We start from the raw sequence: 22,772 nt of genomic DNA, 5'->3' as shown, positions 1-22,772 counted from the left end.
GGGCGACAACGTGTCGATCACGGTGAAGCTGATCGCTCCGATCGCGATGGAAGAAGGTCTGCGCTTCGCGATCCGCGAAGGCGGCCGTACCGTCGGCGCCGGCGTCGTCGCCAAGATCATCGAGTAATATCGACGATCCGCGGATCCCTCCGGGGTCCGCGATTCCGCGGTAAGCAGCTGCGTACCGTCGAAACCGGGTGTCCAGTTCGATCTGGCACCCGGTTTTTCCTTGTGGCGTACGAAGCGCTGCATTGACAAACGCGCACCACCACCGCGAATTTTCGTGTAGAATCGCGGGCTTAGCAGTGGAAGTACCGTCCGGAACCTGATGCTTCGCTCCCCGCTGGCGTCATGTTTCACGTTCTTTTAGTGTCCGGCGATGCAACATCGCCTCGCTCTTTTCAAGGAATTGTCATGCAGCAACAGAAAATCCGCATTCGCCTGAAGGCTTTCGACTATCGTCTGATCGATCAATCGGCCGCCGAAATCGTCGATACCGCGAAGCGGACTGGCGCAATCGTCCGTGGCCCGGTGCCGCTGCCGACGCGCATTCAGCGTTTTGACATCCTGCGTTCGCCGCACGTCAACAAGACGTCGCGCGATCAGCTCGAAATCCGTACCCACCAGCGCCTGATGGACATCGTCGATCCGACGGACAAGACCGTCGACGCGCTGATGAAGCTCGACCTGCCGGCTGGCGTCGACGTGGAAATCAAGCTGCAGTAAGGCTTCCAGCGCCGCCTGGCGTATCGGGCGGCGCTAAGTCTTTGTATTGCTTGCGGAAATCGCAGAGTCGGGCTATACTGCTTGGCTTTTCGCGTATTCGCGTAAAAAAGCTGGGCCTTGCGTGCCCGGCATTTTGTAAATCAGCCCCGACCAATCGCAGTCGGGAATGGAGAAAATGATGAGCCTTGGACTCGTAGGTCGCAAGGTTGGCATGACCCGTATCTTCACGGCGGAAGGGGATTCGATTCCCGTCACCGTGCTGGACGTGTCGGACAACCGCGTGACGCAGATCAAGACTGTTGAAACCGACGGCTACACGGCCGTGCAGGTTGCATTCGGCTCCCGCCGCGCATCGCGCGTGACGAAGCCGCTGGCAGGTCATCTCGCCAAAGCCGGTGTCGAAGCCGGTGAAATCCTCAAGGAATTCCGCATTGACGCGGCCAAGGCAGCCGAGCTGTCGAATGGCGCCGTGGTCGGTGCAGACCTTTTCGAAGTGGGCCAGAAGGTCGACGTGCAAGGCGTGTCGATCGGTAAGGGCTACGCCGGTACGATCAAGCGTTACAACTTCTCCTCCGGCCGTGCCACGCACGGTAACTCGCGCTCGCACAACGTGCCGGGCTCGATCGGTATGGCGCAGGATCCGGGTCGTGTTTTCCCGGGTAAACGCATGACGGGTCACATGGGTGACGTGACGGTGACGGTGCAGAACCTCGAAATCGCTCGTATCGACGCAGAGCGCAAGCTGCTGCTCGTGAAGGGTGCGATTCCGGGCGCGAAGGGCGGCAAGGTCTTCGTGACGCCGGCCGTCAAGACCAAGGGGGCGAAATAATGGAACTCAAGCTCCTGAACGAAAATGGTCAGGAAGGTGCAGTGGTCAACGCATCGGACGTCGTGTTCGGTCGTGACTACAACGAAGCGCTGATCCACCAGGTCGTCGTCGCTTACCAGGCGAATGCTCGCCAGGGTAACCGCGCACAGAAGGACCGTGAGCAAGTCAAGCACACGACCAAGAAGCCGTGGCGCCAGAAGGGTACGGGCCGCGCTCGTGCCGGTATGTCGTCGAGCCCGCTGTGGCGTGGCGGTGGTCGTATCTTCCCGAATTCGCCGGAAGAAAACTTCTCGCACAAGGTCAACAAGAAGATGCATCGCGCAGGTCTCTGCTCGATCTTCTCGCAGCTGGCCCGTGAAGGCCGTCTGTCGGTCGTCGAGGACATCATCCTCGAAGCGCCGAAGACCAAGCTGCTGGCCGACAAATTCAAGACCATGGGTCTCGACTCCGTTCTGATCATCACGGACACGGTCGACGAGAACCTGTACCTGGCTTCGCGCAACCTGCCGCACGTGGCGATTGTCGAGCCGCGCTACGCTGACCCGCTGTCGCTGATCTACTTCAAGAAAGTGCTGGTCACGAAGGCTGCGGTCGCCCAGATCGAGGAGTTGCTGTCATGAGCGAGATTCGCAAGAACGATCATCGTTTGATGCAGGTCCTGCTCGCACCGGTGATCTCGGAAAAGGCGACGCTGGTTGCCGACAAGAACGAGCAAGTCGTGTTCGAAGTCGCACCGGATGCCACGAAGCAGGAAGTGAAGGCGGCTGTCGAGCTGCTGTTCAAGGTTGAAGTTGATTCGGTCAACGTGCTGGTGCAGAAGGGCAAGCAAAAGCGCTTCGGCCGTTCGATGGGCCGCCGCAAGGACGTGAAGAAGGCGTACGTTTGCCTGAAGCCCGGCCAGGAAATCAACTTTGAAGCGGAGGCCAAGTAATCATGGCAATCGTGAAAGTTAAGCCGACATCGCCGGGTCGCCGCGCGATGGTCAAGGTGGTCAACAAGAACCTGCACCAGGGCAAGCCGTACGCGGCACTGCTCGACTCGCAGAGCTCGACCGCCGGCCGTAACAACAACGGTCGTATCACCACGCGTCACAAGGGTGGTGGTCACAAGCAGCACTACCGTATCGTCGATTTCCGTCGCACGAAGGATGGCATCCCGGCAAAGGTCGAGCGTCTCGAGTACGACCCGAACCGTAGCGCGAACATCGCGCTGGTGCTCTACGCAGACGGCGAACGTCGCTACATCATCGCCCCGAAGGGCCTGACCGTCGGCCAGCAGCTGATGTCGGGTTCGGAAGCGCCGATCCGTGCAGGCAACACGCTGCCGATCCGCAACATTCCGGTCGGTACGACGATCCACTGCATCGAGATGCTGCCGGGCAAGGGCGCGCAAATGGCGCGTTCGGCTGGCACGTCGGCCATGCTGCTGGCACGTGAAGGCGTCTACGCGCAGGTTCGTCTGCGTTCGGGCGAAATCCGCCGCGTGCACATCGAGTGCCGTGCAACGATCGGTGAAGTCGGCAACGAAGAGCATAGCCTGCGCCAGATCGGCAAGGCTGGCGCGAACCGCTGGCGCGGTATCCGCCCGACGGTGCGTGGCGTTGCGATGAACCCGGTTGATCACCCGCACGGTGGTGGTGAGGGCAAGACGGCTGCAGGTCGCGACCCGGTGAGCCCGTGGGGTACGCCGGCTAAGGGTTACCGCACCCGCAGCAACAAGCGCACGACGACGATGATCGTCCAGCGCCGTCACAAGCGTTAAGGAGTAGGCAATGGCACGTTCTGTAAAAAAAGGTCCGTTCTGCGACGCCCATTTGCTGAAGAAAGTTGAGGCGGCTGCAGCTTCGCGCGACAAAAAGCCGATCAAGACCTGGTCGCGTCGCTCGACGATTCTGCCGGATTTCATCGGCCTGACGATCGCTGTTCACAACGGCCGTCAACACGTTCCGGTGTACATCTCGGAAAACATGGTCGGCCACAAGCTTGGCGAGTTCGCACTGACCCGTACGTTCAAGGGTCACGCGGCCGACAAGAAGGCCAAGAAATAAGGGGCAATCAAGATGGAAGTGAAAGCAATTCATCGCGGTGCCCGCATCTCGGCGCAGAAAACGCGCCTTGTGGCTGACCAGATCCGCGGTTTGCCGGTCGACAAGGCGCTGAACGTCCTGACGTTCTCGCCGAAGAAGGCGGCTGGCATCGTGAAGAAGGTTGTGCTGTCGGCAATCGCGAATGCGGAGCACAACGAAGGCGCTGATATCGACGAGCTCAAGATCAAGAGCATCTACGTCGACAAGGCTGCATCGCTCAAGCGTTTCACCGCGCGCGCCAAGGGCCGCGGTAACCGCATCGAGAAGCAATCCTGTCACATCACTGTGACGGTCGGGAATTAAGGAGCCATACGATGGGACAGAAAATTCATCCGACTGGCTTCCGCCTGGCTGTCAGCCGCAATTGGGCTTCGCGTTGGTACGCGAACAACAACAATTTCGCGGCGATGCTGCAGGAAGACATCGGTGTTCGTGAATACCTGAAGAAGAAGCTGAAGAACGCTTCGGTCGGTCGGGTCGTCATCGAGCGTCCGGCGAAGAACGCGCGCATCACGATTTACAGCTCGCGTCCGGGCGTGGTCATCGGCAAGAAGGGCGAGGATATCGAACAGCTGAAGACGGAACTGCAACGCCGCATGGGCGTGCCGGTTCACGTCAACATCGAGGAAATCCGCAAGCCGGAAACCGATGCTCAGCTGATCGCCGACTCGATCACGCAACAGCTCGAGCGCCGGATCATGTTCCGTCGCGCGATGAAGCGTGCGATGCAGAACGCGATGCGTCTGGGTGCCCAAGGCATCAAGATCATGAGCGCAGGCCGTCTGAACGGTATTGAAATCGCTCGTACGGAGTGGTATCGCGAAGGTCGCGTGCCGCTTCACACGCTGCGTGCTGATATCGACTACGCGACTTCGGAAGCGAAGACGACTTACGGGATCATCGGCGTCAAGGTGTGGGTCTACAAGGGCGATACGCTCGGCCGCAACGACGCACCGGTGGTGGAAGAAGTAGCCGAAGACAAGCGTCCGCGTCGCAATGCGCGTCCGGGCGACCGTCGTCCGCGCCGTGACGGCGAAGGCGGCGCTCCGGGTGCTCGTCGTGGCGCACCGCGCCGTGGCGCCGGCAAGCCCGAAGACGGCAAGACTGGAGAATAACGATGCTGCAACCGAAACGCAGAAAGTATCGTAAAGAGCAGAAGGGTCGTAACACCGGCAAGGCGACGCGCGGCAACGCAGTGTCGTTCGGTGAATTCGGCCTGAAGGCGATCGGTCGCGGTCGTTTGACCGCACGTCAGATTGAAGCGGCGCGTCGTGCAATGACGCGTCACATCAAGCGTGGCGGCCGCATCTGGATCCGGATCTTCCCGGACAAGCCGATTTCGCAGAAGCCGGCCGAAGTGCGTATGGGTAACGGTAAGGGTAACCCGGAGTACTACGTCGCCGAGATTCAGCCGGGCAAGATGCTCTATGAAATGGACGGCGTAACCGAAGAACTGGCACGCGAAGCGTTCCGTCTGGCTGCAGCCAAGCTGCCGCTGAAGACGGCATTCATCGTGCGCCAGCTCGGCGCCTAAGGAGAAAACATGAAGGCTTCCGAACTTCTCCAGAAAGACCAGGCCGCGCTCAACAAGGAGCTGGCGGACCTGCTGAAGGCGCAATTCGGCCTGCGCATGCAACTCGCGACCCAGCAGCTCACGAACACGAGCCAGCTGAAGAAGGTTCGTCGCGACATCGCACGTGTGCGGACCGTCATGACTCAGAAGGCGAACCAGAAATGAACGATAGCGTGAAAACCTCGCTGAAGCGGACGCTGGTCGGTCGGGTCGTCAGCAACAAGATGGACAAGACCGTCACCGTGCTGATCGAGCACCGCGTCAAGCACCCGATCTACGGCAAGTATGTCGTGCGTTCGAAGAAGTACCACGCGCACGATGAAGCGAACACCTACAACGAAGGCGATCTCGTCGAAATCCAGGAAACGCGTCCTGTTTCGAAGACGAAGGCCTGGACGGTGTCGCGCCTCGTCGAAGCCGCTCGTGTCATCTAAGCGGGCAGCGCAGTAGGCAGTAACGGGCACTTCGTCACGAAGTGCTTGAAATCGCAAAGTTTTTGCTTGCGTGACCGGGATTATTTGTTATAATCCCGGTCTTCCCTCTTTATGGGAGCCCCGTCGCGGGCGAAGTTGGTGGGGGAAGCGGACTGGCGCCTGCCTGTCCGAAAGATTCACCGAATTGCGATGGCGGGTTTCGTTTGCCGTCGCTGCTGTTCCAACCCAAGCAGCCGATTGGCTGACGGGACCAAGACTGACCGAATGCATCATGGTGGTGCATCCGGATTAAGTTGGGAAAGACAAACCATGATCCAGACCGAATCTCGGCTCGAAGTAGCCGACAACACGGGTGCACGTGAAGTCCTGTGCATCAAGGTGCTCGGCGGCTCGAAGCGTCGTTATGCCGGCATTGGCGACATCATCAAGGTGAGCGTCAAAGAGGCAACGCCGCGCGGGCGCGTGAAGAAAGGCGAAATTTACAACGCCGTGGTGGTCCGCACCGCCAAGGGCGTGCGCCGTCAAGACGGCTCGCTGATCAAGTTCGACGGCAACGCCGCTGTGCTTTTGAATAACAAGCTCGAGCCGATCGGCACCCGTATCTTCGGGCCGGTGACGCGTGAGCTGCGTAGCGAACGATTCATGAAGATCGTTTCGCTGGCGCCGGAAGTGCTGTAAGGAGTCGCGATGAACAAGATTCGCAAAGGTGACGAAGTCATCGTCGTCACTGGCAAGGACAAGGGCAAGCGCGGCGTCGTGCTGGCTGTCGGTGCTGAACATGTGACGGTTGAAGGTGTCAACCTCGTCAAGAAGCATGTGAAGCCGAACCCGATGAAGGGTACGACGGGCGGCGTGGAAGCGAAGACGATGCCCCTGCATATTTCGAACGTCGCACTGGTCGACGCGAATGGCAAGGCGTCGCGTGTTGGCATCAAGGTCGAGGAAGGCAAGAAGGTTCGCTTCCTGAAGACGACCGGTGCCGTACTGAGCGCCTGACGCAGCGGAGTAAAAAATGGCTCGTTTTCAAGAGTTTTACAAAGAAAAGGTTGTGCCCGGCCTGATCGAGAAGTTCGGTTACAAGTCGGTCATGGAAGTGCCGCGCATCACCAAGATCACGCTGAACATGGGTCTTGGCGAAGCGATCGCTGACAAGAAGATCATCGAGAACGCCGTTGGCGACCTCACGAAGATCGCCGGCCAGAAGCCGGTCGTCACGAAGGCCCGCAAGGCAATCGCTGGCTTCAAGATCCGCCAGGGTTACCCGATCGGCGCGATGGTGACGCTGCGCGGCCGCGCGATGTACGAATTCCTCGACCGTTTCGTGACGGTTGCCCTGCCCCGCGTGCGTGACTTCCGCGGTGTGTCGGGTCGTGCTTTCGATGGCCGTGGCAACTACAACATCGGTGTGAAAGAGCAGATCATTTTCCCCGAAATCGATTACGACAAGATCGACGCACTGCGTGGGCTGAACATCAGCATCACGACGACTGCGAAGACCGACGACGAAGCAAAGGCTCTGCTCGCCAGCTTCAAGTTCCCGTTCAGAAACTGAGGTTACCGTGGCTAAACTGGCACTGATCGAACGTGAAAAGAAGCGCGCCCGCCTGGTCGCGAAGTTCGCAGCAAAGCGCGAAGCGCTGAAGGCGATCGTCGAAGACCAAAGCAAGTCGGAAGAAGAGCGCTACGAAGCACGCCTGGAGCTGCAGCAACTGCCCCGCAACGCAAACCCGACCCGCCAGCGCAACCGCTGCGCGATCACGGGCCGTCCGCGTGGCACGTTCCGTAAATTCGGCCTCGCGCGTAACAAGATTCGTGAAATCGCATTCCGTGGCGAGATTCCTGGCCTGACCAAGGCGAGCTGGTAATAGGAGAAACGTAAATGAGCATGAGTGATCCTATCGCCGATATGCTGACTCGCATCCGCAACGCGCAGATGGTCGAGAAGGTATCGGTCGCGATGCCCTCGTCGAAGGTCAAGGTTGCAATCGCGCAAGTCCTGAAGGACGAAGGTTATATCGACGATTTCGCCGTGAAGGCGGAAGGTGCGAAGTCCGAACTGAATATCGCGCTGAAGTACTACGCAGGTCGCCCGGTCATCGAACGCCTCGAGCGCGTGTCGAAGCCTGGTCTGCGCGTGTACCGCGGCCGTAACGACATTCCGCAGGTCATGAACGGCCTCGGTGTGGCAATCGTGTCGACGCCGAAGGGCGTGATGACCGACCGCAAGGCGCGCGCTACCGGCGTCGGCGGCGAAGTCATCTGCTACGTCGCTTAAAGCCGAGGAGAGAGAAACATGTCTCGAGTAGGTAAGAGCCCGATCGCGCTGCAAGGCGCGGAAGTCAAGCTGGCCGACGGTGCGATCACCGTCAAGGGCCCGCTGGGCACCATCACGCAAGCGATCAATCCGCTCGTGAACGTGGCGAACAACGACGGCACGCTGAATCTGTCGCCGGTCGACGAAAGCCGCGAAGCAAATGCACTGTCGGGCACGATGCGCGCGATCATCGCGAATGCCGTGCACGGCGTGACCAAGGGTTTCGAGCGCAAGCTGACGCTGGTTGGCGTCGGTTACCGTGCGCAAGCGCAAGGCGACAAGCTGAACCTGTCGCTGGGTTTCTCGCACCCGGTGGTGCACCAGATGCCGGAAGGCGTCAAGGCTGAAACCCCGACGCAAACCGAAATCGTGATCAAGGGGATCAACAAGCAACAAGTCGGTCAAGTGGCTGCGGAAGTCCGCGGTTACCGTCCGCCGGAGCCCTACAAGGGCAAGGGCGTGCGTTATGCCGACGAGGTTGTGATCCTCAAAGAAACGAAGAAGAAGTAAGGGTGCGCAATCATGGATAAGACTCAATCTCGCCTGCGCCGCGCTCGCCAGACGCGTATCAAGATCGCTGAGCTGCAGGTCGCGCGTCTCGCCGTGCATCGCACGAACACGCACATCTACGCTCAAGTGTTCTCGCCCTGCGGCACCAAGGTGCTCGCCAGCGCGTCGACGCTCGAAGCTGAAGTGCGCGCTGAACTGGCCGACAAGTCGGGCAAGGGCGGCAACGTGAATGCCGCGACGCTGATCGGCAAGCGTATTGCCGAGAAGGCAAAGGCTGCCGGCATCGAATCCGTCGCCTTCGATCGCTCGGGCTTCCGCTACCACGGCCGCGTCAAGGCGCTGGCTGAGGCAGCTCGCGAAGCTGGGCTCAAGTTCTAAGGAAGGAATTCGTCATGGCAAAGATGCAAGCGAAAGTTCAGGCTGACGAGCGCGACGACGGCCTTCGCGAAAAGATGATTTCGGTCAACCGCGTGACCAAGGTCGTGAAGGGTGGCCGTATTCTCGGCTTCGCCGCACTGACCGTGGTCGGCGACGGCGATGGCCGCATCGGTATGGGCAAGGGCAAGGCGAAGGAAGTGCCGGTCGCTGTCCAGAAGGCAATGGAACAAGCTCGCCGCAACATGTTCAAGGTGCCGCTCAAGAACGGCACGCTGCAACACGAAGTGCACGGCAAGCACGGCGCATCGGCCGTCCTCCTCGCTCCGGCGAAGGCAGGTACGGGCGTGATCGCCGGCGGCCCGATGCGCGCAGTGTTCGACGTGATGGGCGTTCAGAACGTCGTGGCGAAGAGCCACGGTTCGACGAACCCGTACAACCTCGTTCGCGCCACGCTGGACGGCCTGCGCAAGCAGTCGACCCCGGCAGACATCGCGGCGAAGCGCGGCAAGTCCGTCGAAGAAATTTTGGGCTAAGCCCGGGTGGTCACCATGTCTGAAAAAACTGTCAAGGTTCAGCTCGTCAAGAGCCTGATCGGGACCCGCGAATCGCACCGCGCGACCGTGCGTGGCCTGGGCCTGCGCCGACTCAACTCGGTTAGCGAGCTGCAGGACACGCCGGCGGTCCGCGGCATGATCAACAAGGTCTCGTACCTCGTTAAGGTCATCGCGTAAGCGGCCCTACGGATCAAGGAGTTGATATGGAATTGAATAACCTGAAGCCGGCCGCTGGCGCCAAGCACGCCAAGCGTCGCGTCGGTCGTGGCATCGGTTCGGGCCTCGGCAAGACGGCTGGCCGTGGTCACAAGGGTCAGAAATCGCGTTCGGGCGGCTTCCACAAAGTCGGTTTCGAAGGCGGTCAGATGCCGCTGCAACGTCGTCTCCCGAAGCGCGGCTTCACGTCGCTGACGAAGGAATTCGTCGGTGAAGTGCGCCTGGGCGACCTCGAGAAGCTGCCGGTCGACGAGATCGATCTGCTCGCACTGAAGCAAGCCGGCCTGGTCGGCGAGCTGACGAAGAGCGCAAAGATCATCGCGACGGGCGAACTGAAGCGCAAGATCGTCGTGAAGGGTCTCGGTGCCACCAAGGGTGCGCGCGCTGCGATCGAAGCGGCTGGCGGTTCGTTCGCCGAGTGACACGCGTAGCGCGTCGTCACTTGCATTCATCGGAGAAGGTACTTGGCTAACAGCCCGAGTCTTGCAAAACCCGGTCGAAGCACGGCGAAATTCGGCGATCTGCGCCGGCGAGCGATGTTCCTGCTCCTGGCGCTGATCGTCTATCGCATCGGCGCGCACATTCCCGTACCGGGAATCGATCCGGATCAACTGGCCAAGCTGTTCCAGAGCCAGGCGGGCGGCATCCTGGGCATGTTCAACATGTTCTCGGGTGGCGCACTTTCCCGCTTCACGATCTTTGCGCTGGGGATCATGCCGTACATCTCGGCGTCGATCATCATGCAGTTGCTGGCGATCGTTTCGCCGCAGCTCGAGGCGCTGAAGAAGGAAGGGCAGGCAGGGCAACGGAAGATCACGCAGTACACGCGGTATTTCACCGTGGTGCTCGCGACCTTCCAGGCGTTCGGTATCGCGGCTGCGCTGGAAAATCAGCCGGGCCTCGTCACCGATCCCGGCATGCTGTTCCGTCTGACGACGGTCGTGACGCTGGTAACGGGCACGATGTTCCTGATGTGGCTCGGCGAGCAGATTACCGAGCGTGGTCTGGGCAACGGTATCTCGATCATCATCTTCGGCGGGATCGCAGCAGGGTTCCCGAATGCCGTGGGTGGGTTGTTCGAACTGGTGCGTACGGGTTCGATGAGCATCATTTCGGCGATCATCATCGTCGTTCTGATCGCCGCGGTGACTTACCTGGTCGTGTTCATCGAACGCGGTCAGCGCAAGATCCTCGTGAACTACGCGAAGCGCCAGGTCGGCAACAAGATCTACGGTGGGCAGTCGTCGCATCTGCCGCTGAAGCTGAACATGTCGGGCGTGATTCCGCCGATCTTCGCATCGTCGATCATTCTGTTCCCGGCAACGATTCTCGGCTGGTTCAGTACCGGTCAGCCGACGGGAAGCTGGATTTCCAATACGTTGCATAACGTTGCGGAAGCGCTGAAGCCGGGCCAGCCGGTCTATGTGCTGCTGTACACGCTGGCGATCGTGTTTTTCTGCTTCTTCTACACCGCACTGGTGTTCAACAGCAGGGAGACCGCGGATAACCTGAAGAAGAGCGGCGCGTTTGTTCCGGGCATCCGTCCGGGCGATCAGACCGCGCGATATATCGACCGCATCCTCACGCGTCTGACGCTGGCCGGTGCGATCTACATCGTCTTCGTGTGTCTGCTGCCGGAATTCCTGGTGCTGCGCTGGAATGTGCCGTTTTATTTTGGTGGAACGTCGCTGCTGATCATTGTCGTCGTCACGATGGACTTTATGGCGCAGGTGCAGTCGTACGTTATGTCGCAACAGTATGAGTCGCTGCTCAAGAAGGCAAACTTCAAGGGCGGCAACATCCCGATGCGTTGAAAGGACTATGGCCAAAGACGATGTAATCCAGATGCAGGGTGAGGTGATTGAAAACCTCCCGAATGCGACCTTCCGCGTGAAGCTGGAAAACGGCCATGTCGTGTTGGGGCATATTTCCGGGAAGATGCGGATGCACTACATCCGCATCCTGCCGGGCGACAAGGTGACGGTTGAATTGACGCCTTACGATCTGTCTCGTGCGCGGATCGTGTTCCGGGCGAAGTGATTTGAAAAAAGGGTATTATCATGAAAGTGATGGCATCGGTTAAGCGCATTTGCCGCAATTGCAAGATCATCAAGCGCAAAGGCGTCGTTCGCGTGATCTGCAGCTCGGATCCGCGCCACAAGCAGCGCCAAGGCTGACCGCGCGTTTGTTTGCGCTTTTTGTTTGAGGAAAAACAATGGCTCGTATCGCAGGGGTTAACATCCCGAATCACCAGCATACCGAGATCGGCCTGACGGCTATCTTCGGTATCGGCCGCACCCGTTCGCGCAGCATCTGCGTGGCAGCTGGCGTCGATTTTTCGAAGAAGGTCAAGGATCTGACCGACGCAGACCTGGAAAAGCTGCGTGAAGAAGTAGGCAAGTTTGTCGTCGAAGGCGATCTGCGCCGTGAAGTGACGATGAACATCAAGCGCCTGATGGACCTCGGTTGCTACCGCGGCGTCCGTCATCGCAAGGGCCTGCCGATGCGCGGTCAGCGTACGCGTACGAACGCACGTACCCGCAAGGGTCCGCGTCGTGCAGCGCAAGCGCTGAAGAAGTAAGCGGAACTGACAGTTACAGGAAAACGTAATGGCTAAGGCTTCGAACACCGCGGCGCAACGCGTTCGCAAGAAGGTTAAGAAGAACGTCGCTGAAGGCGTGGTTCACGTTCACGCGTCGTTCAACAACACGATCATCACGATCACCGATCGCCAAGGCAACGCTCTGGCATGGGCGACGTCGGGCGGTCAGGGCTTCAAGGGCTCGCGCAAATCGACGCCGTTCGCTGCTCAGGTCGCAGCCGAGTCGGCTGGCCGCGTCGCGATGGAATACGGCGTGAAGAATCTGGAAGTGCGGATCAAGGGCCCGGGCCCGGGTCGCGAGTCGGCAGTGCGCGCACTGCACGGCCTCGGCATCAAGATCACCGCGATTTCGGACGTCACCCCGATTCCGCACAACGGCTGCCGCCCGCCGAAGCGTCGTCGTATCTAAGGATGTGCTGGCACGCTCGTGCTAGCGCATTGCCTGTCGCCGCTCAGCGTCGACGGGCGTTGCTTTTTTGATTGACTAAGCCCACCGTTCGCCCCAAAGGGAGCGGACTAGCGCGGATTCCGATCCGCGTGACTGATTGATAAAGGAATGCAAAGTGGCACGTTATATCGGCCCCAAAGCCAAGCTGTCCCGCCGTGAAGGCACCGACCTGTTCCTGAAGAGCGCGCGCCGCTCGCTCGCCGACAAGTGCAAGCTCGACAGCAAGCCGGGTCAGCACGGCCGTACCTCGGGCGCACGTACGTCCGACTACGGTACGCAGCTGCGCGAAAAGCAGAAGGTCAAGCGTATCTACGGCGTGCTGGAACGTCAGTTCCGTCGTTACTTCGCTGAAGCCGATCGCCGCAAGGGCAACACGGGTGAAAACCTGCTGCAACTGCTCGAATCGCGCCTCGACAACGTCGTGTATCGCATGGGTTTCGGCTCGACCCGCGCTGAAGCGCGTCAGCTGGTGAGCCACAAGTCGATCACCGTGAACGGCGTCGTCGCAAACGTCCCGTCGCAGCAAGTGAAGGCGGGTGACGTCATCGCGATCCGCGAAAAGGCGAAGAAGCAGGCGCGTATCGTCGAAGCGCTGTCGCTGGCCGAGCAAGGCGGCATGCCGAGCTGGGTTGCAGTCGATGCGAAGAAGTTCGAAGGCACGTTCAAGCAAATGCCGGAACGCGCTGAAATCGCAGGCGACATCAACGAAAGCCTGATCGTCGAATTGTATTCGCGTTAATCCGATTGACGGCCGAGGTACCCCGATTGCGTTGCGCAAGGAGGGGCCTCGGCTGTTTATTTTCTGGTTGTTACCGGTCAGCCTTATCGGTGTAACGAGCCGAGGGTATTGAAAAGGAAAGCCCATGCAAACCAGTTTGCTGAAACCCAAGATCATCGCCGTGGAATCGCTGGGCGAGAACCACGCGAGGGTGGTCATGGAACCGTTTGAACGCGGTTACGGCCACACCTTGGGCAATGCGCTTCGCCGCGTGCTGCTGTCGTCGATGGTGGGCTACGCGCCGACCGAAGTCACGATCGCGGGCGTGGTGCACGAGTACTCGACGCTGGATGGCGTGCAGGAAGACGTCGTCAACCTGCTGCTGAACCTGAAGGGCGTGGTGTTCAAGCTGCATAACCGTGACGAAGTGACGGTTACGCTGCGCAAGGAAGGCGAAGGCGTCGTGACGGCCGGCGATATCGAGCTGGCTCACGATTGCGAAGTCATCAATCCGAATCACGTGATTGCGCACCTGTCGAAGGGTGGCAAGCTCGACGTTCAGATCAAGATCGAAAAGGGTCGCGGCTATGTGCCCGGCAACGTCCGTCGCTACGGCGAAGACACGGCCAAGATCATCGGCCGCATCGTCCTCGACGCATCGTTCTCGCCGGTTCGCCGCGTGAGCTACGCTGTCGAGAGCGCACGTGTCGAGCAGCGTACCGACCTCGACAAGCTCGTGATGAACATCGAGACGAGCGGCGTGATCACGCCGGAAGAAGCGATCCGCCAGTCGGCCCGCATCCTGGTCGACCAGTTGTCCGTGTTCGCGGCGCTGGAAGGCACGGAAACGGCAGCCGAAGCGCCGTCGCGTGCACCGCAGATCGATCCGATCCTGCTGCGTCCGGTGGACGATCTCGAGCTGACGGTTCGTTCGGCGAACTGCCTGAAGGCCGAGAACATCTACTACATCGGCGATCTGATCCAGCGCACGGAAAACGAGCTGCTGAAGACGCCGAACCTCGGTCGCAAGTCGCTCAACGAGATCAAGGAAGTGCTCGCTTCGCGCGGTCTCACGCTGGGCATGAAGCTCGAGAACTGGCCGCCGGCTGGTCTCGACAAGTAAGCCCGGTTGTAGCCCTGCTATAGCTGTAGTTGGCAAAGATGCGGATTTTCCTTTAAAATCCGCATCTTGCTTTTTTTCGTTACCGGCCCGTGCACCCTCCGAGGTGCGATAGAAGAGCTGGATCAAAACTTTGAATCAAGGAAACTGAAATGCGCCATCGTCATGGTCTGCGGAAACTGAACCGCACGAGCAGCCACCGTCTGGCTATGCTCCGTAACATGTCCAACTCGCTGATCGAGCACGAAGTCATCAAGACGACGCTGCCGAAGGCGAAGGAACTCCGTAAAGTCGTCGAGCCGCTGATCACGCTCGGCAAGAAGCCGTCGCTGGCAAACCGTCGCCTGGCGTTCAACCGCCTGCGCGATCGTGACTCGGTCGCGAAGCTGTTCGACGTCCTCGGCCCGCGTTTCGCGAACCGCCCGGGCGGCTACCTGCGCGTGCTGAAGTTCGGCTTCCGCGTGGGCGACAACGCACCGATGGCACTGGTCGAACTGCTCGACCGTCCGGAAGTCGACGAAACGGAAAACGTGCAAGAAGCTGAGTAAGCTTCCGGTACGCAGCAGTATCTGAAAGGGGCCGAGCAATTGCTTGGCCCTTTTTGTTTTCGAGATGCCGGCTGCGATCGATTGTCGCAGGCCGGTGCCGGCAGCGTCGCGCGGGCTGCGCTACGATACGGGCAACCGGCGCGGTTCCTGAACGGGTAACCGGCGCCGGCAGGAGCCGGCAGACCAGCGAGGAGAGCGCGGATGATAGTGGTGCTGATGCTGACGACGGTCCCCGATGCGGCGACGGCCGCGGCGCTCGCCGACGGCGCGCTCGACGCGCGGCTTGCGGCGTGCGTGTCGGAGCTCGGCACGATCAAGTCGCGCTATCACTGGCAGGGCAAGGTCGAAACGGCCGACGAGATCCAGTTGCTGTTCAAGACGAGCCCCATCCGGGCGCTCGAACTGGAGCGATTTATTCTCGCGCATCACCCGTACGAGACGCCCGAAATCGTCTCGTGGCAGACGACGGCATCGGCCGCGTATGGCCAATGGGTGACCAGCGAAACTCAACGTCAATTTCATGTTTAACGGTATGGCGCTTTCGGTGCGCGTGCGCGCGCTGCGGTTTCTTGCGGTCCTGTTGTCGTTCGTGCTCGTGCTGGGCGGCCTGTCCGCCGCGCGCGCGGCCGACGATTTCCTCGATCCGTCGGTTGCGTTCAAGTTCAGCGCGAGCGAATCGCCGGGACAGGTCGACGTCCGCTTCAAGATCGCCAACGGCTACTACATGTACCGCGAGCGCTTCGCGTTCGCGGTGAAGAGCGGCCAGGCGACGCTCGGCGAGCCGCAGTACCCGGCCGGCCACGTGAAGTTCGACCAGACGTTCCAGAAGGACGTCGAGACCTATCGTGACGAAGTGGTCGTTCACGTGCCGGTGAAGCAGGCGGCCGGGCCGTTCGAACTCGCGGTGACGTCGCAAGGGTGCGCGGACGAAGGGATCTGCTATCCGCCGGCCGAGCACGTGGTGAAGGTCGACGGCGCCGCGCTCGGCGCCGCATCGTCGTCCGGTGACACGGCTGCCGCGGGTAGCTGGTTCGACAAGGTCACGAGCGCCGATTTCGCGCAGTCGCTGCTCGAAGGCCACGGCTTCTTCACGATCGTCGCGCTCTACTTCGTCGCGGGTGTCGTGCTGAGCCTGCTGCCGTGTTCGTACCCGATGATTCCGATCGTGTCCGCGATCATCATCGGCCAGGGCACGCGCGCGACGCACGCACGCGGCTTCGCGCTGTCGCTGACCTACGTGATCGGCATGGCGCTGGTCTACACGGTACTCGGCATCGCCGCCGCGCTGATCGGCCAGAGCCTCGGCGCGTGGTTGCAGAACCCGTGGGTGCTCGGCGCATTCGGCGTGCTGCTGACCGCGTTCGCGGTGTCGCTGATCTCGGGCAGGGACATCGCACTGCCGGCGCGCTGGCAGAACGGCGCGGCCGACGCATCGAGCGCGCGGCAGGGCGGCCACTTCGTCGCGGTCGCGGCGATGGGTGCGTTGTCGGCGCTGGTCGTCGGCGCGTGCATGACGGCGCCGCTGTTCGCCGTGCTCGCGTTCATCGCGCACACGGGCAATGCGTTGCTCGGCGGTGCCGCGCTGTTCGCGATGGGGCTGGGGCTCGGCGTGCCGCTGCTGGTCGTCGGCGTCGGGGCCGGCACTGTGCTGCCGCGCGCGGGCGCGTGGATGGACGGCGTGAAGGTGTTCTTCGGCATCGTGCTGCTCGCGGCCGCGCTGTGGATCGTATGGCCGGTGTTGGCGGGCGGGCTGAAGATGGTGCTCGCGGCGTTGTGGCTGCTGATCGCGGCCGCGGCGCTCGGACTGTTCACGCCGAATGCCGGCGCTGCGTCGATCTGGCGCCGCCTGGGCCGCGGCTTGGGGGCCGCGCTCGCGATCTGGGCCGCGACGCTGCTCGTCGGCCTGGCCGCGGGCTCGACCGATCCCGTCAAGCCGCTGGCCGTGCTGGCGGCGCGTACGGTGGCGTCCGGCGGCGCGGCGACGGCCGGCGTGGCTGCCGCGCAGGATGGCCCTGCGTTCGCGCCGGTGCGCTCCATTGGCGAACTCGATGCGCTGCTCAAGACATCGGGCCAGCCCGTGATGCTCGACTTCTACGCCGACTGGTGCGTGAGCTGCAAGGAGATGGAACATCTGACGTTCACCGACGCGCGCGTGCAGGCGCGGCTCGCGCGGCTTCACCTCGTGCGCGCGGACGTCACCGCGAACAACGCGGACGATCAGGCGCTCCTCAAGCGCTTCAACCTGTTCGGGCCGCCGGGCATCATCTTCTTCGATCGCAACGGCAACGAGATCGGCCGCGTGGTCGGCTATCAGGCGGCCGACACCTTCTTGCGCAGCCTCGACCGGGCAGCCGTTCCGACGGTATGACGATGACCCGCCGGAGGCGAACCGCGGAAGAGACGATTCGGGCCGGCTGACAACCGCGATCGACGGTAAACAAAAAAACGGCGGAACACCAAGGTGTTCCGCCGTTTTTTGCAGGTGCGTGCCGGTGCGCGATCAGCGTTGCGCTTTCAGCAGACGCGCGGCATCGAGCGCGAAGTACGTGAGCACGCCGTCGGCGCCCGCGCGCTTGAACGCGAGCAGCGATTCGAGCACGACCTTGTCGTGGTCGAGCCACCCGTTCATCGCGGCCGCCTTCAGCATCGCGTACTCGCCGCTCACCTGGTACACGTAGGTCGGGAAGCGGAACTCGTCCTTCACGCGGCGCACGATGTCGAGATACGGCATGCCGGGCTTGACCATCACCATGTCGGCGCCTTCGTCGATGTCGAGGCGCACTTCGCGCAGCGCTTCGTCGCTGTTCGCCGGGTCCATCTGGTAGGTCATCTTGTTGCCCTTGCCCAGATTGGACGCCGAACCGACCGCGTCGCGGAACGGGCCGTAGAACGCCGACGCGAACTTCGCCGAGTAGGCCATGATCCGCGTATGGATATGGCCGTCGCTTTCCAGCATCTCGCGGATCGCGCCGATGCGGCCGTCCATCATGTCCGACGGCGCGACGATGTCGACGCCGGCTTCAGCCTGCGCGCGAGCCTGGTCGACCAGGATCTCGATCGTGTCGTCGTTGATCACGTAGGCGTTCTCGTCGAGCACGCCGTCCTGGCCGTGGCTCGTGTACGGATCGAGCGCGACGTCGGTCAGCACGCCGAGTTCGGGGAAGTGCTTCTTCAGCTCGCGCACCGCGCGCGGGATCAGGCCTTCCGGATTGGCCGCCTCGCGGCCGTCCGGCGTCTTCAGCGACGGCTCGATGGCCGGGAACAGCGACAGCACGGGCACGCCGAGTTCGACGCATTGCTCGGCGACGTGCATCAGCAGATCGACCGACACGCGTTCGACGCCGGGCATCGACGGGACGGGCTGGCGTTCGTTGGTGCCTTCGACGACGAACACCGGGTAGATCAGGTCGTCGGTGGTCAGGCGGTTTTCGCGCATCAGGCGGCGGGAGAAGTCGTCGCGGCGCATCCGGCGCGGACGATGAAGCGGATGGAAGCTCATGGCGATTTGGCAGAAATCAGGGCAAGAAGAACCTTACGGAACCCTTAGGTCATTTTCGAGATCGTTGGTATATGATAGCGATCGAGCGGCGCGCGTTGCGTGCAGCTCCCCGCTTCTCCTCCCTGAGCGGGTGCCTGTCGTTTTTCGATTAGGCTGTTTGACCCGCCGTTCAACGGCGGGTTTTTTTATGAGCCGGCCGAATCCGCAGGTGCCGTCAGGTGCGCGCAGCCGATCCCAGCCGCGCGTTGCCCGCTCATTGTGCTACAGGCTCGCCTTTTTCGTCGGCGACGGACGGCCGCAGCCAGCTCTCGATCAGTTCATGAGCCTCGTCGAGCCCCGTGCGCTTCAGCGCCGAGAACAGCTGGACCGTCAGCTTGCCCTTCACACCCTGGTCGCGATACGCGTCGAGCCCCTTTTGCGTGTTGCGCAGCGCGTTGATGCTTTCCTGGCGCGTCAATTTGTCGCACTTCGTCAGCAGCGTGTGGATCGGCTTGCCGGTCGGTGCGAACCACTCGATCATCCGGCGATCGAGCTCGGTGAGCGGGCGGCGCGAATCCATCATCAGGATCAGACCGCAGAGCTGCGAGCGCGTCGCGAGATAGGACGACAGCAGCATCTCCCAGTGCGCCTTCGCGGCGCCGGGCACTTCCGCATAGCCGTAGCCGGGCAGGTCGACGAGATTCGCGACGGGCTCGGCGGCCGGGCCGACGGAGAAGTAGTTGATATGCTGCGTGCGGCCGGGCGTCTTCGACGCGAAGGCCAGCCGCTTCTGGTTGCACAGCACGTTGATCGCCGTCGACTTGCCGGCATTCGAGCGGCCCGCGAACGCGATTTCCGGCTGGACCGTCGGCGGCAGGTCGCGCAGATGGTTGACGGTCGTGTAGAAGCGGGCTTGATGGAGCAGAAAGGCCATGGGAACCGGAAGGACGGGCGGCGCGAGCCGCTTGGTGGAGGCGGGGTAGCCCCGATAGGCGCGGGAGCTTTCAGCACGATATTGTACAATACGGCGGTTTTACCGAAGGCCACCGGGCGCCTGCCTCGCGCTTTTATGTGGCTTCTGCGGTAGACTGAACGCCGTCGTTTTTTGCAGAACCTCAAATTCCCACAAGACGAAACAGGGTGTGCGAATGAATCGACTGTGCAAGTCTCTGATGGTGCTTCAGGTTGCAGCAGGGTTCGTAGGTTTCGTAGCGGAGGCAAACGCGGCAGATGCGGCCAAACCGGATCTGGACCGCGGCAAGGCGATTGCCGGGCAGGTTTGCGCGTCGTGTCACGGCGCCGACGGCAACAGCGCGTCGGGCAGTTTCCCGAAGCTTGCCGGCCAGCATCCCGAATATCTGGTCAAGCAGTTGAACGACTTCAAGACGCAGCCGGGCGCGAAGGGGCCGGCGCGTAACAACGCGGTGATGGTCGGATTCGCGAGTGCGTTGAGCGCGGACGACATGCGCAATGTCGCCGCGTACTACGGGTCGCAGACGACGAAGCTCGGTACCGCGCGCGATGCGGCGACCGTGCCGATCGGCCAGAAGATCTATCGCGGCGGCATCGCGGAAAAGGGTGTCCCCGCCTGCGCGAGCTGCCACGGGCCGACGGGGCAGGGGATCCCGGTCCAGTACCCGCGTCTGTCGGGGCAATGGGCCGATTACACGGTCGCGCAGTTGACCGCGTTCCAGCAGGGTGCCGGCGCGCGCAACAACAACGAGGCGATGCATCAGATCGCGTCGCGGCTGTCGGATACCGAGATCAAGGCCGTCGCGGATTACATCGCGGGCCTGCGTTGAGCGGTCCGCCGCGAATGGAATGACCGGGCGCCCGAAGGGCGGCCGGAGTCAGAACAAGAAAAGGGTGGGGCGCCGCGTCGTTGCGGTGGCCTCGCCCTTCTTTTTTGTCGGCACTCGCCGGGCCGAGCCGGAATGGAAGGGCTGGCAGGCGATCGGGGCTGCGCCCCCGAAGCGAACATAGTAAGCGTGGGGGCCGTGTCCCCTTAGTCGGAGTTTGAATGAGCGTTACCACGTCGGGGTTGCAGTCGAAGTCGAGTCACGGTGCGTCGAAACGCGCGGTCGAGCTGCTGAGCTCGATGCGCTTCGCGATCGCGCTGCTGGTGGTGTTGTCGATTGCGAGCATCATCGGCACGGTCCTGACCCAGGACGATCCGTATCCGAACTACGTGAACCAGTTCGGGCCGTTCTGGGCGGACATCTTCCGCTCGCTCGGCCTGTACAACGTGTACAGCGCGTGGTGGTTCATGCTGATCCTGATCTTCCTCGTCGTGTCGATCTCGCTGTGCGTGATCCGCAACGCGCCGAAGATGCTCGCCGACGCGAAGAGCTGGAAGGACAAGGTCCGCGAAGGCAGCCTGCGCGCATTCCACCACAAGGCCGAGTACACGGCGCCCGGCACGCGCGCGAGCGTCGCGGCGACGCTCGCCACGTTCGTCGCGAAGGCCGGCTACAAACACGTCGTGCGTGAAACCGACGGCGCGACGCTGATCTCCGCGAAGCGCGGCGCGATGACCAAGTGGGGCTACATCTCCGCGCACCTCGCGATCGTCGTGATCTGTATCGGCGGCCTGCTCGACAGCAACCTGCCGATCAAATTCCAGATGCTGATGTTCGGCAAGAGCCCGGTCAACACGAGCGCGACGATCAGCGAGATCTCGCCCGACCATCGGCTGTCCGCGTCGAACCCGACCTTCCGCGGCTATGCGTGGGTGCCGGAGGGCCAGTTCGTGTCGACCGCGATCCTGAACCAGCCGAGCGGCTCGCTGATCCAGGACCTGCCGTTCTCGATCCAGCTCGACAAGTTCATCGTCGATTACTACACGACGGGCATGCCGAAGCTGTTCGCGAGCGACATCGTCGTGATCGATCGCGAGACGGGCCGGAAGATCCCGGCGCGGGTCGAGGTCAACAAGCCGTTTACGTACAAGGGCGTGTCGATCTACCAGTCGAGCTTCCAGGATGGCGGCTCGCAGATGCAGATGACGGCCTATCCGATGACGGGCAGCCGTGCGGCGACCGTCCCCGTGAAGGGCACGATCGGCAGTTCGGCGCCGCTGCAGGTCCCGGGCGCCGACGGCGAGACGATCGAGTTCTCCGACTTCCGCGCGATCAACGTCGAGAACATGGCCGACGCGAACGGCAAGCCGGACGTACGCGGCGTCGCGACGACCAGCTCGCTGAAGGAAGTGTTCGACGAGCGGCTCGGCTCGGGCGCGAAGACGTCGAAGCCGACGCAGCTTCACAACATCGGCCCGTCGGTGCAGTACAAGATCCGCGGCAAGGACGGCCAGGCGCGCGAATTCAACAACTACATGCTGCCCGTCGACATGAACGGCGAGCGCGTGTTCCTCGCCGGCGTGCGCGCGAGCCCGAACGATCCGTTCCGCTACATGCGGATCCCGGCCGACAGCCAGGACTCGATCGGCGAATGGATGCGCCTGCGCGCCGCGCTCGAGGATCCGGCCGTGCGCACCGAAGCCGCCGCGCGCTTCGCGCAGCGTTCGCTGCCGGGCGATGCGTCGCTGCGCGGCCGTCTGCAGGACAGCGCATCGAAGGTGCTGACCCTTTTTGCGGCGAGCGACGACAGCGTCGGCCGCGGGGCGGACGGCCAGCCGGTCGGCGGCTTCCAGGCGGTGGCGACGTTCATCGACCGCTCGGTGCCGAAGGGCGAGCAGGAGAAGGCCGCGAGCCTGCTGCTGCGGATGCTCGAGGGCTCGATGTGGGAGGTGTGGCAGATCGCGCGCGAGCGCGCCGGCGAGCCGGCCGCGCAGCAGGGCACCGACACGATCCGCTTCGTGCAGAACGCGATCAACGCGCTATCCGACAGCTTCCTGTATGGATCGCCGGTCTATTTGCAGCTCGACTCGTTCAAGCAGGTGCAAGCTTCGGTATTTCAGTTGACGCGCGCGCCCGGCAAGAATCTGGTGTATCTTGGCAGCCTGCTGCTGGTCGCCGGCATCTTCTCGATGTTCTACGTACGCGAGCGGCGACTCTGGTTCTGGCTGAAGGACGCCGGTTCGGGCGTCGATGTGGTGATGGCAATGTCCACGGCCCGCAAGACCTTCGATTTCGAGAAAGAATTCGTGCAGACGCGCGACGCGGCCGGCGCCGCCTTGCGCGCCGCACCTCGCGACGCCGCGCCCGCCGGTGCGGCTTCGACGGCCCGCCCGCCTGCCGGCGGCGGTTCCGATTCCGAGAATTCCACCCGGTAAGATC

35 protein-coding genes and 1 pseudogene are annotated in these 22,772 nt (G+C 62.0%); 34 read left to right on the top strand and 2 right to left on the bottom strand.

Going from position 1 to position 22,772, the window contains the following annotated elements; genetic code table 11:
• From QZM15_RS31565 to dsbD, 32 genes and pseudogenes are all read left to right on the top strand, one after another.
• Positions 1 to 127: pseudogene (locus QZM15_RS31565) on the top strand (elongation factor Tu); the annotation flags it as partial.
• Between the two features lie 287 nt (positions 128 to 414).
• Positions 415 to 726, top strand: coding sequence for a 30S ribosomal protein S10 (rpsJ, locus tag QZM15_RS31560; protein WP_004199280.1), 312 nt, complete (start codon positions 415 to 417; stop codon positions 724 to 726).
• A 178-nt stretch (positions 727 to 904) separates the two neighbouring features.
• Positions 905 to 1,555 carry a 50S ribosomal protein L3 gene (rplC, locus tag QZM15_RS31555; protein WP_006482922.1) on the top strand — a complete coding sequence of 217 codons (651 nt, stop codon included), beginning with the start codon at positions 905 to 907 and terminating at the stop codon, positions 1,553 to 1,555.
• Positions 1,555 to 2,175: a 50S ribosomal protein L4 gene (gene rplD / locus QZM15_RS31550; protein ID WP_006477192.1), complete on the top strand. Its 621-nt coding sequence runs from the start codon at positions 1,555 to 1,557 to the stop codon at positions 2,173 to 2,175. The genes rplC and rplD overlap by 1 nt, the downstream gene beginning before the upstream one ends.
• Positions 2,172 to 2,486 carry a 50S ribosomal protein L23 gene (rplW, locus tag QZM15_RS31545; RefSeq protein ID WP_004199275.1) on the top strand — a complete coding sequence of 105 codons (315 nt, stop codon included), beginning with the start codon at positions 2,172 to 2,174 and terminating at the stop codon, positions 2,484 to 2,486. The genes rplD and rplW overlap by 4 nt, the downstream gene beginning before the upstream one ends.
• Before the next feature lie 2 nt (positions 2,487 to 2,488).
• Positions 2,489 to 3,316 (top strand): 50S ribosomal protein L2, encoded by an 828-nt coding sequence (rplB, locus tag QZM15_RS31540; RefSeq protein WP_034209733.1) that lies wholly within the window; start codon positions 2,489 to 2,491, stop codon positions 3,314 to 3,316.
• Between the two features lie 10 nt (positions 3,317 to 3,326).
• Entirely contained in the window at positions 3,327 to 3,602 is a 276-nt protein-coding gene (rpsS, locus tag QZM15_RS31535) for a 30S ribosomal protein S19 (RefSeq protein ID WP_004199273.1), read from the top strand.
• 12 nt (positions 3,603 to 3,614) lie between these two features.
• Positions 3,615 to 3,944, top strand: a complete 330-nt coding sequence (rplV, locus tag QZM15_RS31530; RefSeq protein ID WP_004199272.1) for a 50S ribosomal protein L22 — start codon at positions 3,615 to 3,617, stop codon at positions 3,942 to 3,944.
• 11 nt (positions 3,945 to 3,955) lie between these two features.
• Entirely contained in the window at positions 3,956 to 4,756 is an 801-nt protein-coding gene (gene rpsC / locus QZM15_RS31525) for a 30S ribosomal protein S3 (RefSeq protein ID WP_006482899.1), read from the top strand.
• A 2-nt stretch (positions 4,757 to 4,758) separates the two neighbouring features.
• Entirely contained in the window at positions 4,759 to 5,175 is a 417-nt protein-coding gene (gene rplP, locus QZM15_RS31520; RefSeq protein ID WP_006482873.1) for a 50S ribosomal protein L16, read from the top strand.
• A 9-nt stretch (positions 5,176 to 5,184) separates the two neighbouring features.
• Positions 5,185 to 5,379: a 50S ribosomal protein L29 gene (rpmC, locus tag QZM15_RS31515; RefSeq protein ID WP_006400652.1), complete on the top strand. Its 195-nt coding sequence runs from the start codon at positions 5,185 to 5,187 to the stop codon at positions 5,377 to 5,379.
• Positions 5,376 to 5,648: a 30S ribosomal protein S17 gene (gene rpsQ, locus QZM15_RS31510; protein WP_006477189.1), complete on the top strand. Its 273-nt coding sequence runs from the start codon at positions 5,376 to 5,378 to the stop codon at positions 5,646 to 5,648. Before rpmC ends, rpsQ begins: the two co-directional genes overlap by 4 nt.
• A gap of 309 nt (positions 5,649 to 5,957) precedes the next feature.
• Entirely contained in the window at positions 5,958 to 6,326 is a 369-nt protein-coding gene (rplN, locus tag QZM15_RS31505; protein ID WP_006482918.1) for a 50S ribosomal protein L14, read from the top strand.
• 9 nt (positions 6,327 to 6,335) lie between these two features.
• The gene (gene rplX / locus QZM15_RS31500; RefSeq protein ID WP_174987416.1) at positions 6,336 to 6,644 is read left to right on the top strand and encodes a 50S ribosomal protein L24; all 309 of its coding nucleotides are present in this window, start codon (positions 6,336 to 6,338) and stop codon (positions 6,642 to 6,644) included.
• 16 nt (positions 6,645 to 6,660) lie between these two features.
• Positions 6,661 to 7,200 (top strand): 50S ribosomal protein L5, encoded by a 540-nt coding sequence (gene rplE, locus QZM15_RS31495; protein WP_006482882.1) that lies wholly within the window; start codon positions 6,661 to 6,663, stop codon positions 7,198 to 7,200.
• Between the two features lie 7 nt (positions 7,201 to 7,207).
• The gene (gene rpsN, locus QZM15_RS31490) at positions 7,208 to 7,513 is read left to right on the top strand and encodes a 30S ribosomal protein S14 (RefSeq protein WP_006482884.1); all 306 of its coding nucleotides are present in this window, start codon (positions 7,208 to 7,210) and stop codon (positions 7,511 to 7,513) included.
• 14 nt (positions 7,514 to 7,527) lie between these two features.
• Complete coding sequence (gene rpsH / locus QZM15_RS31485) at positions 7,528 to 7,923, top strand: 30S ribosomal protein S8 (protein WP_006477185.1); 396 nt, start codon at positions 7,528 to 7,530, stop codon at positions 7,921 to 7,923.
• Between the two features lie 18 nt (positions 7,924 to 7,941).
• Positions 7,942 to 8,472 carry a 50S ribosomal protein L6 gene (gene rplF, locus QZM15_RS31480; RefSeq protein WP_006477184.1) on the top strand — a complete coding sequence of 177 codons (531 nt, stop codon included), beginning with the start codon at positions 7,942 to 7,944 and terminating at the stop codon, positions 8,470 to 8,472.
• Between the two features lie 12 nt (positions 8,473 to 8,484).
• Entirely contained in the window at positions 8,485 to 8,850 is a 366-nt protein-coding gene (gene rplR, locus QZM15_RS31475; protein ID WP_006477183.1) for a 50S ribosomal protein L18, read from the top strand.
• A 14-nt stretch (positions 8,851 to 8,864) separates the two neighbouring features.
• Positions 8,865 to 9,383, top strand: coding sequence for a 30S ribosomal protein S5 (rpsE, locus tag QZM15_RS31470; protein WP_006482895.1), 519 nt, complete (start codon positions 8,865 to 8,867; stop codon positions 9,381 to 9,383).
• Positions 9,384 to 9,398: 15 nt separating this feature from the next.
• A complete protein-coding gene (rpmD, locus tag QZM15_RS31465) occupies positions 9,399 to 9,581 on the top strand; it encodes a 50S ribosomal protein L30 (protein WP_006400644.1) in 183 nt (60 codons plus the stop codon).
• Between the two features lie 26 nt (positions 9,582 to 9,607).
• On the top strand, positions 9,608 to 10,042 hold the full coding sequence (rplO, locus tag QZM15_RS31460; protein ID WP_006482880.1) for a 50S ribosomal protein L15: 435 nt from the start codon (positions 9,608 to 9,610) through the stop codon (positions 10,040 to 10,042).
• Between the two features lie 42 nt (positions 10,043 to 10,084).
• Positions 10,085 to 11,434: a preprotein translocase subunit SecY gene (secY, locus tag QZM15_RS31455; RefSeq protein WP_006482915.1), complete on the top strand. Its 1,350-nt coding sequence runs from the start codon at positions 10,085 to 10,087 to the stop codon at positions 11,432 to 11,434.
• Positions 11,435 to 11,441: 7 nt separating this feature from the next.
• Positions 11,442 to 11,660 carry a translation initiation factor IF-1 gene (infA, locus tag QZM15_RS31450; protein WP_004521905.1) on the top strand — a complete coding sequence of 73 codons (219 nt, stop codon included), beginning with the start codon at positions 11,442 to 11,444 and terminating at the stop codon, positions 11,658 to 11,660.
• 20 nt (positions 11,661 to 11,680) lie between these two features.
• Positions 11,681 to 11,797, top strand: a complete 117-nt coding sequence (gene rpmJ / locus QZM15_RS31445) for a 50S ribosomal protein L36 (protein WP_004199844.1) — start codon at positions 11,681 to 11,683, stop codon at positions 11,795 to 11,797.
• 38 nt (positions 11,798 to 11,835) lie between these two features.
• Positions 11,836 to 12,201, top strand: a complete 366-nt coding sequence (gene rpsM, locus QZM15_RS31440) for a 30S ribosomal protein S13 (RefSeq protein ID WP_006400641.1) — start codon at positions 11,836 to 11,838, stop codon at positions 12,199 to 12,201.
• A gap of 28 nt (positions 12,202 to 12,229) precedes the next feature.
• A complete protein-coding gene (gene rpsK, locus QZM15_RS31435; RefSeq protein ID WP_004197937.1) occupies positions 12,230 to 12,631 on the top strand; it encodes a 30S ribosomal protein S11 in 402 nt (133 codons plus the stop codon).
• 154 nt (positions 12,632 to 12,785) lie between these two features.
• A complete protein-coding gene (rpsD, locus tag QZM15_RS31430; protein ID WP_059577365.1) occupies positions 12,786 to 13,409 on the top strand; it encodes a 30S ribosomal protein S4 in 624 nt (207 codons plus the stop codon).
• Positions 13,410 to 13,533: 124 nt separating this feature from the next.
• Positions 13,534 to 14,511, top strand: a complete 978-nt coding sequence (gene rpoA / locus QZM15_RS31425; RefSeq protein ID WP_006477176.1) for a DNA-directed RNA polymerase subunit alpha — start codon at positions 13,534 to 13,536, stop codon at positions 14,509 to 14,511.
• Positions 14,512 to 14,660: 149 nt separating this feature from the next.
• Positions 14,661 to 15,056, top strand: coding sequence for a 50S ribosomal protein L17 (gene rplQ, locus QZM15_RS31420; RefSeq protein ID WP_006477175.1), 396 nt, complete (start codon positions 14,661 to 14,663; stop codon positions 15,054 to 15,056).
• Between the two features lie 201 nt (positions 15,057 to 15,257).
• Positions 15,258 to 15,584, top strand: coding sequence for a divalent-cation tolerance protein CutA (cutA, locus tag QZM15_RS31415; RefSeq protein ID WP_059640232.1), 327 nt, complete (start codon positions 15,258 to 15,260; stop codon positions 15,582 to 15,584).
• A complete protein-coding gene (gene dsbD, locus QZM15_RS31410; RefSeq protein ID WP_302107876.1) occupies positions 15,577 to 17,424 on the top strand; it encodes a protein-disulfide reductase DsbD in 1,848 nt (615 codons plus the stop codon). The genes cutA and dsbD overlap by 8 nt, the downstream gene beginning before the upstream one ends.
• A 132-nt stretch (positions 17,425 to 17,556) precedes the next feature.
• Here the strand turns inward: dsbD and hemB are convergent, their stop codons facing one another.
• Both hemB and yihA read right to left on the bottom strand, forming a co-directional pair.
• On the bottom strand, positions 17,557 to 18,555 hold the full coding sequence (gene hemB, locus QZM15_RS31405; protein ID WP_059640228.1) for a porphobilinogen synthase: 999 nt from the start codon (positions 18,553 to 18,555) through the stop codon (positions 17,557 to 17,559).
• Positions 18,556 to 18,808: 253 nt separating this feature from the next.
• Positions 18,809 to 19,468, bottom strand: a complete 660-nt coding sequence (gene yihA, locus QZM15_RS31400; protein ID WP_059640226.1) for a ribosome biogenesis GTP-binding protein YihA/YsxC — start codon at positions 19,466 to 19,468, stop codon at positions 18,809 to 18,811.
• Positions 19,469 to 19,682: 214 nt separating this feature from the next.
• Between yihA and QZM15_RS31395 the strand changes: the two genes are divergently transcribed.
• Entirely contained in the window at positions 19,683 to 20,336 is a 654-nt protein-coding gene (locus QZM15_RS31395; RefSeq protein WP_059640224.1) for a cytochrome c, read from the top strand.
• A gap of 218 nt (positions 20,337 to 20,554) precedes the next feature.
• Complete coding sequence (locus tag QZM15_RS31390) at positions 20,555 to 22,768, top strand: cytochrome c biogenesis protein ResB (protein WP_226289911.1); 2,214 nt, start codon at positions 20,555 to 20,557, stop codon at positions 22,766 to 22,768.
• Positions 22,769 to 22,772: the final 4 nt, after the last annotated feature.

It is taken from the genome of Burkholderia sp. AU44665, from assembly GCF_030504405.1.
GTDB lineage: Bacteria > Pseudomonadota > Gammaproteobacteria > Burkholderiales > Burkholderiaceae > Burkholderia > Burkholderia semiarida.
This window is presented reverse-complemented; position numbering and strand designations above follow the sequence as displayed.